Origin of the sequence: Pseudohalioglobus sediminis, from assembly GCF_008370495.1 — a bacterium.
Lineage (GTDB): Bacteria > Pseudomonadota > Gammaproteobacteria > Pseudomonadales > Halieaceae > Halioglobus.
This window is the reverse complement of record NZ_VTUX01000007.1, coordinates 313,951-328,410: the sequence shown is the minus strand read 5'-3', so window position 1 is coordinate 328,410 and position 14,460 is coordinate 313,951. Positions and strand designations below refer to the sequence as shown.

The 14,460-nt window shown below is 61.4% G+C and carries 13 protein-coding genes; 5 read left to right on the top strand and 8 right to left on the bottom strand.

The genetic code is table 11. The features are described from left to right. Window positions 1-326: 326 nt before the first annotated feature. Window positions 327-656 carry a hypothetical protein gene (locus F0M18_RS15175; protein ID WP_149612299.1) on the bottom strand — a complete coding sequence of 110 codons (330 nt, stop codon included), beginning with the start codon at window positions 654-656 and terminating at the stop codon, window positions 327-329. A gap of 304 nt (window positions 657-960) precedes the next feature. Here F0M18_RS15175 and F0M18_RS15170 point away from each other — a divergent pair, with 304 nt between their 5' ends. Further along, complete coding sequence (locus F0M18_RS15170) at window positions 961-1,326, top strand: hypothetical protein (protein WP_149612298.1); 366 nt, start codon at window positions 961-963, stop codon at window positions 1,324-1,326. Between the two features lie 14 nt (window positions 1,327-1,340). Here F0M18_RS15170 and F0M18_RS15165 read toward each other — a convergent pair whose 3' ends face one another. Further along, window positions 1,341-1,988, bottom strand: coding sequence for a TetR/AcrR family transcriptional regulator (locus tag F0M18_RS15165; protein ID WP_149612297.1), 648 nt, complete (start codon window positions 1,986-1,988; stop codon window positions 1,341-1,343). 104 nt (window positions 1,989-2,092) lie between these two features. Between F0M18_RS15165 and F0M18_RS15160 the strand changes: the two genes are divergently transcribed. From F0M18_RS15160 to F0M18_RS15145, 4 genes are all read left to right on the top strand, one after another. After that, complete coding sequence (locus tag F0M18_RS15160; protein WP_149612296.1) at window positions 2,093-3,532, top strand: sodium:solute symporter family transporter; 1,440 nt, start codon at window positions 2,093-2,095, stop codon at window positions 3,530-3,532. 153 nt (window positions 3,533-3,685) lie between these two features. After that, window positions 3,686-5,959 (top strand): TonB-dependent receptor, encoded by a 2,274-nt coding sequence (locus F0M18_RS15155; protein ID WP_149612295.1) that lies wholly within the window; start codon window positions 3,686-3,688, stop codon window positions 5,957-5,959. Window positions 5,960-6,052: 93 nt separating this feature from the next. Further along, on the top strand, window positions 6,053-7,609 hold the full coding sequence (locus F0M18_RS15150) for a class I adenylate-forming enzyme family protein (RefSeq protein WP_149612294.1): 1,557 nt from the start codon (window positions 6,053-6,055) through the stop codon (window positions 7,607-7,609). Beyond that, window positions 7,602-8,474, top strand: a complete 873-nt coding sequence (locus F0M18_RS15145) for an alpha/beta fold hydrolase (protein WP_149612293.1) — start codon at window positions 7,602-7,604, stop codon at window positions 8,472-8,474. The genes F0M18_RS15150 and F0M18_RS15145 overlap by 8 nt, the downstream gene beginning before the upstream one ends. A gap of 118 nt (window positions 8,475-8,592) precedes the next feature. Here the strand turns inward: F0M18_RS15145 and hypE are convergent, their stop codons facing one another. Genes hypE through hypA form a run of 6 tightly spaced genes read right to left on the bottom strand, consistent with a single transcriptional unit; the run spans window position 8,593 to window position 14,459 of the window. After that, on the bottom strand, window positions 8,593-9,657 hold the full coding sequence (hypE, locus tag F0M18_RS15140; RefSeq protein WP_149612292.1) for a hydrogenase expression/formation protein HypE: 1,065 nt from the start codon (window positions 9,655-9,657) through the stop codon (window positions 8,593-8,595). Further along, entirely contained in the window at window positions 9,654-10,832 is a 1,179-nt protein-coding gene (gene hypD, locus F0M18_RS15135; protein ID WP_149612291.1) for a hydrogenase formation protein HypD, read from the bottom strand. Before hypD ends, hypE begins: the two co-directional genes overlap by 4 nt. Beyond that, window positions 10,829-11,062, bottom strand: coding sequence for a HypC/HybG/HupF family hydrogenase formation chaperone (locus tag F0M18_RS15130; protein ID WP_149612290.1), 234 nt, complete (start codon window positions 11,060-11,062; stop codon window positions 10,829-10,831). The genes hypD and F0M18_RS15130 overlap by 4 nt, the downstream gene beginning before the upstream one ends. Window positions 11,063-11,066: 4 nt before the next feature. Next, a complete protein-coding gene (hypF, locus tag F0M18_RS15125) occupies window positions 11,067-13,346 on the bottom strand; it encodes a carbamoyltransferase HypF (protein WP_149612289.1) in 2,280 nt (759 codons plus the stop codon). A 4-nt stretch (window positions 13,347-13,350) separates the two neighbouring features. Beyond that, entirely contained in the window at window positions 13,351-14,118 is a 768-nt protein-coding gene (gene hypB, locus F0M18_RS15120; RefSeq protein ID WP_149612288.1) for a hydrogenase nickel incorporation protein HypB, read from the bottom strand. Beyond that, the gene (gene hypA, locus F0M18_RS15115; protein ID WP_149612287.1) at window positions 14,118-14,459 is read right to left on the bottom strand and encodes a hydrogenase maturation nickel metallochaperone HypA; all 342 of its coding nucleotides are present in this window, start codon (window positions 14,457-14,459) and stop codon (window positions 14,118-14,120) included. The genes hypB and hypA overlap by 1 nt, the downstream gene beginning before the upstream one ends. Between the last annotated feature and the right edge of the window lies 1 nt (window position 14,460).

The window sequence follows — 14,460 nt, the reverse complement described above, 5'->3', positions numbered from 1 at the left end:
GCGGAGTCTACGGTGACCCGTGGTATTGCGTTGCCCTTGATGGGCTGGCCGTCTCGCTCGAGGAGCTGGGGCGATTTCGCGTTGTTTGCCGCCAGGCCGTCGCGCCTCCCGGGGCCGGGAGAGTTGCTATGGGGGCGCCCTTAAGGTTTGCTCCTGCTTCACTTCGATGGCGGAGACCGAGGGGTGGATGACGGCGGTTCTGATAGCGCCCCTCAGCCTCCGCAGCTTGCATCATCACTGGTGATGGGCGAACTCACTTTCTACGGGGTAGTACTATCCCGCTCGTCACCATTGCTGATAGCGAGTGGCCCAAAGGGAAGCAGGATTCAGGCGCCGACAGAAACCAGTTCTGTCTTGCTGGAGCCGTCCTCATGTTTCTGGTACCGGTACTTTACCGAAGATCCTGAGGGTGCATCCTGCAAACGCGGGTCTTCCGGAAGCTTGAACTCCAGCTTTTCGCCGCGGCGTACCCGGCAATTCGCATCTTCATCGTAGCGCTTGGCAGAATGGAACTTGATATCAGTCTGTTCCTGGCCCGCCTCGCCGGACTTATACACGGTGCCCTCCAGCAGGCAGTCTTTCTCGGGGCCTGCGTGCACGGAGCCCGCCACGGTGAGCAGGGTTACGGTACTGATTGCGGTAAGTAATGTTTTCATTATGTTGGTCTCCTTGCTACTGGTTACCACTAGCTGCCTGTGCAGCTTTCACGCAACTGTAATAAAAACTATCACAGCAAATTGCTATGTCCCGAGAGTACTCACAATGTGCGCGAGCATCTATCTTTGTAATAAAAAATTCATAATAGAGTCATGGTTTTGTAACGCTTTGGGGTGGCACCCGGCGTGCGTTCCAGGTCGGTCCGCCTGTAAGAAAATGGTCACATAACTGTAAACAACCGGCGGTACAGTGACGTCGAAACGCAATGCCACATCGCCCGCGAAGTGTTAATGAGCCGATTGAATGACTATGCGCAAACAGTTACTGATCACCGCAATGTTTACCGCGCTGACCACGCAGACGGCCGCCGGCCTGTCGCTGGCGCCGGAAGAGTTCACGGCATCACGGGCCCTGGCCTGTGTTCTGGCGCAACAGTCGCTCGGGTATCTCAGCGAAAAGGAGTACGGCGCTCGCACTCACAGTGTGCTGGAGGGGTTTGAGGAATCTGAAAAAGATAACATCCTGTCCAAGGCGCTGGGTTACGTGGACGGTTTGATGTTCTCTATCGATGCGGCTGACAAGGTGCTGGTGGATGAACGCTTACAGGATTTCGCTTCCAGTGAATCCTGCGGCGACGGCGACTATTACCAGGCCTCCCTCAGCCTCTAGAGGCTGGGCCTTGCTTATTGGCCGCCACAGACCTGGCGAAACCCCGCCGCCGTAAACGGAATCATGTGATCATAGGCGGCCCGGAAGTCACTGGAGCGGCAGCTGCCGCCGGAGAGCGTGTCGATGCGCCCGGTCTGGGCCAGAGTCAGGGTCAGTGCGCCGGATAAATTGTGATAACACCAGAACAGGTCTTCATCGCGGGCGTCCGGTAGGGCCTTGCGCAGGGCGTCGATGAATTCCAGCACCAGTTTGTCGAACAGTTTCGACATCATGCGTTTGCCCCAGTAGGGCGAGTTGTTGATGTAGGCAATCAGCGCGAGGTAATTGGTCCAGCCCTTGTCGCCTGTTTCCTGGGCAATCTCCAGGGGGCGCAAAAAGGCCTCGATAATCTGTTCCACAGAAGGGCCGGCCTTGCCGCTGCTGTCCTGGCAGGCGCGCAGTGCACTCAGGCGAGATTCGTTCAGCTCCACGGCGCGCCGCTGGAAAACCGCATTGAACAAGTCGATTTTTTTCCCGAAGTGGTAACTGGCCAGGGCGACATCCACGCCGGCGCCGTTAGCGATCTGGCGCAGGGTGACACCATCGTACCCGCGCAGTGCGAACAGTTCCTCGGCGACATCGAGAATGCGTTCGCTCTTGGCGCTCGGCGTTTTCCTGCTCATAAGTACCCCTGTTATTCGACGCGATGAAGATTAGCATAGTTGATAATTCAACGCTTGTTGAATATGCTGCACGACCAATAAGAGTAGAACAATCGGGTGATTGCATGACGGCAGAGATTTTCAAGTACCTGGTAGTGGGGGCCTATGCCCTGCTGGTTTACTGGTTGTCCTGGCTGGGTATGCGGCGCACACGTTCGGTGGAGGGCTTTGCCATCGGCAACAAGGATATGAGCCCCTACATCGTGGGTATCACCCTGGCAGCGTCCATCTCCTCAACGGCGACCTTCGTTATTAACCCGGGTTTTGTTTACACACACGGTCTGTCCGCCTATCTGCATTATGGCGTGGCCGGTTCGCTCGGTATTCTTACTGCGTTCCTGGTGCTGACGCGCGGCTTTTTGCGCCTGGGTGAAAGTGGCGCGGCCGTTACTATCCCGCAATGGATTTTCTACCGCTATAACCATCGCGGCTTCAGCCTGTTCTTTGCCTTTATCAATCTGCTGTCCATCACCTTCGTAGTGCTGATACTCGTGGGTTGCAGCCTGTTGGTGACCGGGCTGTTCCCCATCGAGCAGAAGACGGCACTGGTGGTCGTGCTGGTGTTCGTATTTTCCTACGTGTTGATGGGCGGTACTTACGCCCACGCCTACACCAACTCGCTGCAGGGCATCATGATGATGCTGGTAACGGCGGTATTGTTTGTGCAGGGCTGGAAATACTTCAACGGTGATTTTTTTGGTGCCTTGCGCAGCATCGGCGAAGAGTATGCCTCCGCCTACAACGCCGACAGCAACCTGTATTCTGATTTCTTCTCGGTATTCCTGAGTGGCTTTGTAATCACTTTCGCGCTGATGCTGCAGCCGCACATCCTGACCAAGGTGCTGTACCTGCGCAGTGAGCGCGACATCAACAAGTTCATTGGTACCACCGTGGTCGTGGGTTCCCTGTTCATGTTGATGTTGATGATCGGCTTCTATGCGCGGCTCTCGGGGCTGGAAGTCGACGCCCAGGACACGGTCGTGCGAGAGTACCTGCTACAGGAGTTTGGCAGTTCGGTGTGGGGCGAGTACGTACTGGTATTCATTTTTATCACCCTGTTGGCTGCGGGCATGAGCACCCTTGACGGCATCCTGGTGTCACTGTCGGCAATGGTGGTGAACGACATCGTGCAGCCCCTTGCCGGGGACCGCGTGGATGGGTTGCTACTGTCGCGCTGGGTGCTGGTTGGCGTGGGGGTGGTGGGTGTAGTACTCGCCTGGAACCCGCCGTCCCTTATTGGCCTGTTTGCGCAAAAGGGTGTTTATGGGCTGGCGGCCGCATCGCTGGTGCCGGTGCTGTTCGGGGTGTTGGTGAGACGCCACATCCCGCTCTGGGTAGTTATGGGCTCGGCCGCCATAGGACTGCTTCTGCACCTCTGGTTCAACCTCTTTGGCGGTGTCGAAAATCCAGCTGTTTCAGCTACTTATGCTATTTTCGCGTCCCTTGCATTTGGCCTTTTCGGCCTCGCGGTGACGCGCAATGCCATGCCGGCGCAGCAAAGCTGATTGATAAATATTTACCACCGGGGTTGACAGTTCAACAAATGTTGAATAGATTTTTCACCAAATTCAACACATGTTGAAAAAGCCGTGCGGCATGTCCCGGCTAATAACAAGAAACTTTGTATCACTATAAAAACCTGTAAAAGAGGCACCAAAATGACACCACGTATCGCCCGAACACCGATTTTCTATGCCCTCACCCTGGCCACCGCCGTCAGCGCGCCGGCCGTTGTCGCCCAGAGTGATGAGCAGAAACTGCAACTGGAAGAGGTGGTTGTGACCGCCCGCCGGCGCTCTGAGAGCCTGCAGGACGTGCCCATCGCAGTGACCGCGCTGTCAGGCGATGCCCTGACCCTCAAAGGCGCCTCTGATATCACAGAGCTGGCCCAATCCGTGCCCAGTGTCACCCTGGAGCCATCGCGCGCCACCAACACAACGCTGACGGCCTTTATCCGCGGCGTGGGCCAACAGGATCCCCTGGCCGGCTACGAGCAGGGTGTGGGCCTGTACCTCGACGATGTGTTCCTGGCACGCCCACAGGGTGCCGTGCTGGACATTTACGATGTGGAGCGGATCGAAGTGTTGCGTGGGCCGCAGGGTACGCTCTACGGCCGCAACACCGTCGGTGGCGCTATCAAGTACGTGACCCGGAGGCTCAGCGACGAGTTCACCGGCTCGCTCAAGGGTACCTACGGCTCCTATGACCAGATCGACCTGGTTGGCACCGTGTCGGTACCGCTGGGTGAGAGCTTCCGAGTGGGTGGCGCCGTGGCGTCCTTCCAGCGGGACGGTTACGGAGAGAATAAAACCACCGGCGACGACCAGTACGACAAGGACATCTTCGGCTACCGCCTGAGCGCCGAGTGGCTGCCCACGGAAGATATCCTGGTGCGTTTCTCCTACGACGACACCCAGGATGATTCCAGCCCGGTAGCGGGTTACCGCCCGTTCCCCGGCGCTGTATCAGGCGCGCCTGTGCTCAATGATATCTACGATTCCCTCGCGGGCGCGAAGGATAATATTTCCACCAGTGGGATCAATGGTAACAACGAGGTGGAGTCGGAAGGCTGGATGGTCTCCCTGGACTGGAACCTCGGTGACTACTGGACATTCCGGTCCATCACGGCTGATCGCGAGGACTACACCGAGTCAGTGATCGACTTCGACAGCCTCGAGGTGGATGACTTTGATGCCCCGGTGATCTACGACAATGACCAGTTCAGCCAGGAATTCCAGCTGCTCTTCAATGGCGAGAAAATGAACCTGGTGACCGGCTTCTATTACCTTGACGCTGAAGCCTCAAACGACTTCGACGTGGTCCTCGGGCAACTGGGGCGCTCTGCCTATGGTGCTGAGCTCACGGCTTACACCGGTGGCTCCGTTGAGACCGAGTCCTGGTCGGTATTTGCCGACCTGACCTGGAACTTCACTGACAAGCTGTCGCTTGCGGTAGGCGGTCGCTATACGGAAGACAAGCGCAGCGCCGACGTCTTCCGCGGCAGCTACCTGGGTGCGGGCGGCTCGCCGTTCTTTGGCAATGATGACGCAGTGCTGATTGCAGTAACCAGTGACTACGAAGCCGAACGCACTTTCTACGACTTCTCGCCGCGCATCAACCTCAGCTATCTCTGGACTGACGACATCACCGTGTATGCCGGCTATAGCCAGGGCTTCAAGGCCGGTATGTTCGACCCCCGCGGCGCCAACCTGGTGACGCCGGCCGTGGAAGAGGGCGTAGACCCGGAGCAACTCGACTCCTACGAGATTGGCTTCAAGTCCATGTACTGGGACGGCCGTGCTATTACCAATGTGGCGGTTTTCTACTCTGAATACACCGATATGCAGGTGCCGGGGTCGGTAGGCATCGACACCAATGGCGATGGCATCAACGACGATTTTGTGGGTACGTTGACCAACGCCGGTGAAGCGGAAATTTCCGGTATCGAGATTGAGGGTAACTTCCTCTTTACCGAGAACTTCAGCATGCAACTTGCCGCCAGCTTCCTTGATACCGATATCAAGGAATGGATCGTGAATGACGTGGACGTGTCCGACCAGCGCGAAATCCAGAATACGCCGGAGGAGATGGCCTACATCGGTTTCACTTACAACACGATGGCCTTCAGCGGTGAGCTGACCCTGAACGCCAACTGGTCGTACAAGGGCGACATCACGCAGTTCGAGGTGCCGGCACCCGTGCTGGACCAGGACGCCTACGACGTGATCAATGCCAGCGTGATCTGGGTCAGCGAAAGCGAGACCTGGCTGCTGGGGCTGTACGGCAAGAACCTGACCGACGAAGAAATCAAGACGGCTGGTTACTGCTTTGGCTCGGGCGGTTGCCCGTCCACGCTGGGACTGGAAGACAACACCACGATCTTCTACGCGCCGCCTTTGACGGTCAGCGCCACGGTTGAATACCGCTTCTGATTGCGTGCGAGAACCCGGGGCTGCGGTGCCCCGGCTCCCTGGCCGCAGGGTGACCTGCGGCCCTTTTTCCAGAGACAACAGTAGGATTCAGCTGTGTACCAATTTGACTCAGCCGCACCGCTATTGCCTGAAATTTTTGCCCTGCACGGCAAGTGGCGCGGAAGCAAGGATGCCGTTATCTGCGGCGACCAGCGTTGGACCTGGGCACAATTCTGCGCGGCAAATCATCGCTTTGCGCACGGCCTGATCGAGCGTGGGGTAGGGCCTGGTGACCGGGTCGCCATTGTCATGGCCAACGGCATGGCCATGGTACAGGCAATTTACGGCACCATGGCGGCCGGCGCCTGCTCGGTACCCATTAACCTGTCGGTCAGTGACGAAGCGCTGGCCGGCATGCTGGTCGACGCCGGCGTGGTGGCGCTGGTGGCCACGGGCGACCAGGTGGCGCGGGTGCAGGCCATGGCGGGTGCCTTGCCGGAGTCACTGCAGTTGCTGGTAGCTGACGGCGAAGCCGGTGGCGATTGGGTCGCCATGGAAGACGTCTGCGCGGGTCAGCCAGAGACCTTGCCGGCGGCGAACGTGAGCGTCGATAGCCCTCTCAATATCATCTACAGCTCCGGTACGACCGGACTGCCCAAGGGTATTCTGCACACACACCGGGGGCGCCGCGACTGGGCCTATGACCTGTCCATCGCACTGCGCTACAACGGGTCTGCCAGAACCCTGCTGACTATCGGCCTGTACTCGAATATCTCCTGGGTGGCGATGCTGTGCACGCTGCTTGCTGGCGGTACGCTGGTTGTGCACTCGCGGTTCGACGCGGGAGAGTTCCTGCGCACCACAGCGCGGGAGCGCATCACCCACACGGCCATGGTGCCCATCCAGTTCCAGCGCGTTGTCGAAGCTTTGCAGGCACAGGGTGGTGACGTCACCAGTATGCAGGCGATGATGAGTTGCGGCTCGCCGCTGCACGAGAGCCTCAAGCGAGACATCTTCAAGGCCTTCCCCTGTGGCATTATCGAGCTCTATGGCCTTACCGAGGGCATTATTACCACGCTGGAGCCCGAGGACGCGGACGGACGCTGGTCCAGTGTCGGCACGCCGCTGCTGGGCACCGATATCTGTATAGTTGGCGACGACGACGCGGTACTCGGCCCCAATCAATCAGGTGAAATCGTATCCCGCGGGCGCATTTCCATGCCCTGCTACTGGGGGCGTGAGGAGGCTACGCGGGAAGCTGGGTTCGTCGATGCCGATGGCGTGCAGTGGCTGCGCTCCGGGGATATTGGTTACATCGATGACGAGGGTTACCTGTACATCGTTGATCGCAAGAAGGATATGATTCTCTCCGGCGGACAGAATATTTACCCGCAGGATATCGAGGCGGTGCTGGTCGAACATCCGCAAATAGACGACGTGGCCGTCATCGGCCTGGCCAGCGAGCGGTGGGGGGAAACACCAGTGGCCCTGGTGGTGCCGGTCGCGGGCGGCGCAGACACGGCCGTAATTCTGGAGTGGGCCAATGCCCGGCTTGGTAAACAGCAACGCCTGGCGGACGTGATCCTGCGCGAGGAGTTGCCACGCAACCCCAATGGCAAGATACTCAAGCGTGAGTTACGCGTGGAGTACGGAGACCGAAAATATGGCTGATTACCGCGATCACTACTACCAGAGCGACGACGGCCTGCGCCTGTATGCGCGCGACTACAGCTGTCGCGATGCGACTATCGCCGACCCCGACACGGTGCTGTGCATGCACGGTCTGACGCGCAATTCTGCCGACTTTGCCGGCCTCGCCGAACACCTTTGCCAGCGCTACCGGGTGATCTCGGTGGACAATCGCGGCCGCGGCTTGTCGGCCTACGACAGTGACGTCAGTCATTACACGCCTGCGGTTTATGTACAGGACATGTTCACCCTGCTGGCAGGCCTGGATATAGACCAGGTCATACTCTGCGGCACTTCCATGGGCGGGCTGATGTCGTTCGTGATGGCAGCGATGCAGCCGGCGCGTATTCGCGGCATGATCATCAACGACATCGGCCCCGAAGTTGACCAGGCGGGCCTCGATCGCATCAAGGCCTATGTCGGTAAAGCAAAGCCGGTAACAAACTGGGAAGAGGCCATCGCCCAGGCCAGGGAGATCAATGCCATCGCCTTTCCCGACTTCAGCGATCAGGAGTGGGAAGATTTTACCCGCGGCCTGTATCGCGACGAGGGTGGCGTCCCGGTGTTGGCTTATGACCCGGCCATCGCCCAGCCCATGGCGGATGAGGAGTCCGGCGCGGTACCGGCCGATTTATGGCCGGTGTTCGAGGCCAGCGCCGCTATTCCCATGCTGGTACTGCGCGGGGCCACCTCGGATATCCTGGCGCCGGAGTGCGTGGCGACCATGCGTGAAAAACACCCCGGTCTGCAGGCCGTGGAGGTGCCTAATCGCGGTCACGCGCCGACGCTCAACGAGCCGGTGTCACGTGCGGCGATAGACAGTTTCCTGCAGTCCCTGCATAGCTGAACCGCCACCACGGTGATGCTTTGTTTGCCGCGCGCTTTGCCCGTAGTGAAGGCGAGGATAAAGACGATTTGACCGTGGTAGTGGGGATTCGCGCCTGGGTCCAGGCGCACCCGGCCACTCAACAGATACGGGGCAATTGCTCACCGTGCAGCCAGTCCACCACGCGTTCGCCGCCAATGGCCGTGGTCATGCGCACCAGTTGCAGCGGGTCTTCGATAACCTCGCCGATAATCGCGGCGTTGACGCCCAGCGGGTGTTGCTGCATGGCAGCCAGCAGTGGTTCCGCGACGCTGGCTTCACAGATGGCCAGTAGCTTTCCCTCATTGGCCACGGTCAGCGGGTCCAGGCCAAGCAGTTCACAGGCACCGCGCACTTCGGTACGCACCGGCAGGGCGCTTTCGTGCAGTTGCACGCCAACAGCTGACTGGTGGGCCAGTTCGTTGAGTGTCGCCGCCACGCCGCCGCGGGTGGGATCGCGCAGCACCCGCAGGGACGGGCCGGCGCACTCGGCCATGGTGGCGACCAGGCCGTTCAGCGCGGCGGAATCCGACAGCAGTTCGGTGGCGAAGGCCAGGCCCTGGCGCTGCGACATCACGGCTACGCCATGGTCGCCGATGGTGCCTGAGACCAGAACCCTGTCGCCCGGGCGCGCCAGTTCTCCGGACACCCGGATCCCGGGCAGCACACGGCCGACCCCGGTGGTATTGATAAATACGCCGTCACCCTTGCCGCGTTCGACCACCTTGGTGTCGCCGGTCACAATCTGCACCCCGGCTTCTCGCGCCGCGGCGGCCATCGCCTCGACGATGCGCGCCAGGTCGGCAAGGGGCAGACCCTCCTCGAGAATAAACCCCGCACTGAGGTAGAGTGGTTCCGCGCCGCCCATGGCGAGGTCATTGACGGTGCCGTGCACTGCGAGGCTGCCGATGTTGCCGCCCGGGAAAAACAGGGGTGATATCACGAAGGAATCGGTGGTCATCACCATGTCGCCCTGTGGCGCTGAAAAGCGCGCCTGGTCGTTGGCCTGGTTCAGCAGCGGGTTGTCAAAAGCCTGGCGGAACAACAGGTCGACGAGGTCCGCCATGGCGCGGCCGCCGGCGCCGTGATTCATTTCCACCCTGCCGGACCTGAGATCCAGGCGTCGCGCCTGCCGCTGGCCGGCCTTGAATTCGCCTGCGGTCATTGCTCGCGGGCCTCCCGGTGCGCCTGGCGCTGGGCCTGTTGGCGTTCCAGCGCATCCTGGCGGAAGCGGCCGTAGGTAAAGTAGGCGGCGCAGGCCCCCTCGTCGGAGACCATGCAGGAACCCAGCGGATTCTCGGGCGTACAGGCGGTGGCGAACAGTTTGCAGTCGACAGGCTTTTTCGCACCGCGCAGTACCGCAGGGCACTCACAGCCCTTGGTGCCCTCCGCCGCCACGTAGGCCATGTCGAAGCGTCGCTCGGCATCAAATTCCGCATAGTCCGGAGACAGGCCCAGGGCGGAGTGCGGTATCTGGCCCAGACCGCGCCATTCGAAGCTGTCGCGCAGGGTGAAGACGTCATCCACGATGGCCTGCGCGCGTTCATTGCCTGTCGGCGTCACCGCACGAATGTACTGGTTCTCCACCTCGGCGCGGCCCTCGTTCAACTGGCGTACCAGCATCAGTAGTGACTGCAGTACGTCCAGTGGCTCGAACCCGGCGATCACCACCGGTTTGTGGTGAGCGTCTGCGCAGAAGCGATAGGCGCCCGAACCGATAATGACACTGACGTGGGAGGGCCCGATAAAGCCGTCTATGTCCACGGTCTCCGCGCTGGTCTCCGGCACATCGAGGATCGCCCCCATCGCAGCCGGCGTGAGCACGTGATTGCAGAACACGGAAAAGTTTTCCAGCCCGCTGCGCCGCGCCTCGAGGATACCCAGGGCAGTGGGCGGGGTGGTGGTTTCAAAGCCAATGCCGAAGAACACCATCTGTCTTTCAGGGTTGGCGCGCGCCAGCGCCAGTGCATCGCTGACGGAATAGACCATGCGCACGTCAGCACCGTCGGCCCTGGCCTGCAGCAGTGTGCGACGCCCGCTGCCGGGTACCCGCAGCATATCGCCGTAACTGGCGAGGATGACTTCCGGGTGCTTCTCCACCAACCGAATGGCCATATCCAGGCGGCCAATGGGCAGCACGCAGACCGGGCAGCCAGGCCCGTGGATCAATTCAATATTGTCCGGCAACAGGTCCGGCACGCCGTAGCGAAACACGGCATGGGTATGGCCTCCGCAGAATTCCATCAGTCGGTAGTGGCGGCCGGGGTCTGCTTCTGCATGCAGCGCCCGGGCCAGGCCACGGGCACGTTCGCCATCGCGAAATTCATCGACGTATTTCATGGCTGCGTGTCCTCCAGCAGGCCCGCCTCGGCCATGCTGCGCAGGGTTTCCTGCGCCTCGTCCTCGTCCAGTTTGGACAGGGCATAACCCACATGCAGGATGACGTAGTCGCCCACCTGCAGGTCATCCACCAGTGCGGTGTTGATTTCACGCAGGATGCCGCCCACCGAGGCGATGGCGTTTTCTGCATCGAGGATCTGGTCTATCTGTACCGGTATGGCCAAACACATGGTCTTATGCTCTCGCTGTGTCGTGATGGCAGGCAACCCAGGCTTGCCCCAGGCTGATAGCGCCGTCGTTGGGCGGCATGGCAACCGCTTGCAGCACGGTCAGCCCCGCGGCCTGCAACCGCAAAGGCAGTTCCGTCGCCAGGTAGTGATTGATGAAGCAGCCGCCGCAGAGTGCGATGGTGTCCACTCGCTGCCGTGCGGCGGCATCGAGCGCCCAGTCGGTGAGCCCGCGCAGCAGAGTGCCGTGAAATTCCCTCGCGCCCCGTGTTGGGTCGGCGCAGTCGGCCAGTCGCGTTAACAGTGGCGTAAAATCCAGTATCCCGTCAAGCAGCTGGTAGTGATCGCCGTCGGTCAACTCGCCCCGCACCAGACCTTCCAGCAGCATCGGCGCTTCACCTTCAAAACGGCTTACCGGGCAAATGCCCAGTAAGCCCGCCGCGGCATCAAACAGGCGCCCGGCCGAGGTGGTGTCTCCGGTTTCGCCGGTTCGCAGCCACTGGCCCAGCGCCGCCGCCAGTGGCTGGTCGCGGAAGCGGTCGGCAATTTCGTCGCTTCGATCCAGCCGATGCAAGATGCCTGCGGCCATGCGCCACGGCTCCCGTGCGGCGCGATCGCCGCCGGGCAGCGACAGGGCTGACAGGTGGCCAACCCGCTGCATTTCAGCACCGTCCACGCGGAGTAACTCGCCACCCCAGGCTGCGCCATCCAGGCCCTGCCCGTGGCCGTCCAGGGCCATGCCCAGCACCGGCCCCGTCACGCGGTGCTCCGCCAGCACCGCTGCCACGTGGGCGTGGTGGTGTTGCACGCGCAGCAGTGGCAGGTTGCGCTGTTCGCTGAGCTGTGTCGCCAGGCGGGTCGAGGCGAAATCGTCTGCCATGTCGCAGGCCACACGTTGTGGCGCTGTCTGCAGCATCTGTTCCAGCGCGTTCGCTGTTTCCCTGTGCAGGGCGATGGCTTCGGCTGTGTCGAGGTCGCCCACGTGAGGTGAAATATGCGCACGGTTGCCGCGGGTGAGTGTGACGGTGGTTTTGAGATGTGCCCCCAGGGCGAGCACAGCAGGGCCGTCGCTGTGCAGCTTGATGGCGTGCGGTGCGAAGCCCCGGGCGCGGCGAATGACCGTGTATTGCCGCGCGCTGGCACGCACTACCGAGTCGTCCGCGCGCGCGGGAATGTCGCGATTGTGGTGCAGGAAGCAGTCGGCGATGCCCCCCAGCCGTGCTGCGGCAGTGACCGCATCAGTAATCAGGGGTTCGCCGCTGATGTTGGCGCTGGTCATCACCAGGGCGATGTCATTTGCCTCCCGCAGCCAGCGGCTGGTGTCGGGACAGCCAAGCAGAGCATGGAACAACAGGTAGTGCACGGCGGTATAGGGCAGCATTATCCCGAGCGTACCCAGGTCGCGCGACAGCTCCGCGCTAAGTCCGGGCTTACCGGTGTTGACGGGCGCAACGGTCACCGGCCTTTCCGGGCTGCGCAATGCCCGGACGGCGCCCTCGTCCAACTCGCTGTAGCGCGCCGCGCACCGCGTGTTCAGCACCATGACAGCAAAGGGCTTGCCGTCCCGCTGCTTGCGGCTGCGCAGTTGTTGCACCGCAGCGTCGTTGCGCGCATCGCAGGCCAGGTGATAACCCCCCACGCCCTTGATGGCCACGATCTGGCCTGCTGCCAGTGCCCTGGCCACTGCCTCCACGCTGTTGGATAGTTGCGGTCCACAATCGTGGCAGGCCAGCGGCTCCGCGTGGAAGCGGCGATTGCCGGGGTCGGTGTAATCGCTTGCGCACGCCGGGCAGAAGTCGAAATCCGCCATCGCGGTATGGCCCCGGTCATAGGGCAGTGCGCGGGTCATGGTGTAGCGTGGCCCGCAGTTGCAGCAGGCAATGAAGGGATGCAGGAAACGGCGGTCGCCAGGGTCAAACAGTTCCTGCAGGCAGTCATCGCAGATCGCCGCGTCCGCGGGAATAGCGGCACCCCGGGCCGCTCCGCCGCGGCTTGGGGCGATGTGAAAATCGTTATCGCCGCGCGCGGGCACCGGCTGCTGCAGCAGGCTGTCCAGGCGAGCCAGTGGCGGCAGTTCGCATTGCAGCAGCTCGACAAAGGCGTCGAGATCGTGGCCCTCGGCCTCAATCAAAACCCCCTGTGTGTCATTGCATACAAACCCCGATACGGCGCAGGCCTGTGCGCAGCGGTACACATGGGGGCGAAAGCCAACACCCTGCACCAGGCCGCGCACGCGGATTGCGCGGCGTTCCGCAGGGTGCTCCTGTGGGGTGGCCTCTGCGCGCACGCGTTCAGGCCGTGGCCGCCATCATGCCCCGGGCTCCCGCCAGCCATTGCAGCCAACTGTCCATGCCGGTGGCATCCTTCGCCGATACCTGTATCACCGCGATCGCGGGGTTCACCCGGCGCGCGTTGGCAATCAGGGCATCCACATCAAAATCCAGGTGTGGCAGCAGGTCGACCTTGGACACCAGCATCAGGCTGGAGGCGGCGAACATGTTCGGGTATTTCAGCGGTTTGTCCTCGCCCTCGGTCACCGAGGCGATCACCACCTTGTGCGCTTCTCCCAGGTCGAAGCCGGCCGGGCACACCAGGTTGCCCACGTTTTCGATGAACAGGATGCCATCGGAAAAGTGCAAGCGGTTGAACGCGCTGTCGATCATCTGCGCGTCCAGGTGGCAGCCCTTGCCGGTATTCACCTGCACCGCGGGTGCGCCGGTTTCGCGTATGCGATCGGCGTCAGCGGTGGTTTCCTGGTCACCCTCGATCACCGCTGCCGTGGTCTCCGGGAGCAGGGCTTCAAGGGTCCTGACCAGTAAGGTGGTCTTTCCGGCGCCGGGGGATGAAACCAGGTTCAATGCCAGTACCCGGTGGTTGCGAAAGTGCGCACGGTTATGTCCCGCCAGTGCGTCGTTCTTGGCGAGGATATCCTGTTCTACCCTGACCAGGTGCGAACGCTCGCTGGGATCCTCACGGATGGCCTCTTGCTGATGGTGCTCGTGGCTGTGTTCCGGTTCTATCCGCACTTCTCCCTCGCCGCACCCGCATACTCCACACATCACACCACCTCCAGTTCTTTCAGGCGCAACTCGTCGCCCTGTTCCACAATCATACCGAAGCCACCGCAACCGGGGCAGGGGTCACCGCGGCGCATAACAGTGACCAGTTCCGAGCAATCCATGCACCAGGCCCGCCCCTCGATTTCCTCTATCACCAGTTCAGCGCCCTCAGCCGGGGAGCCCTGCGCTTCCACGTCAAAGGCGAAGGACAGGGCGTGTGGGTCCACATGGCCCAGCACACCGACCTCCACGAAAACCCGGCGCGCGCGTTTAAAACCGCGCGCCCGCTGCTGGTCGCGAATAATGTCTACCAGGCTCTGGCAGAGGGCGACTTCATGCACG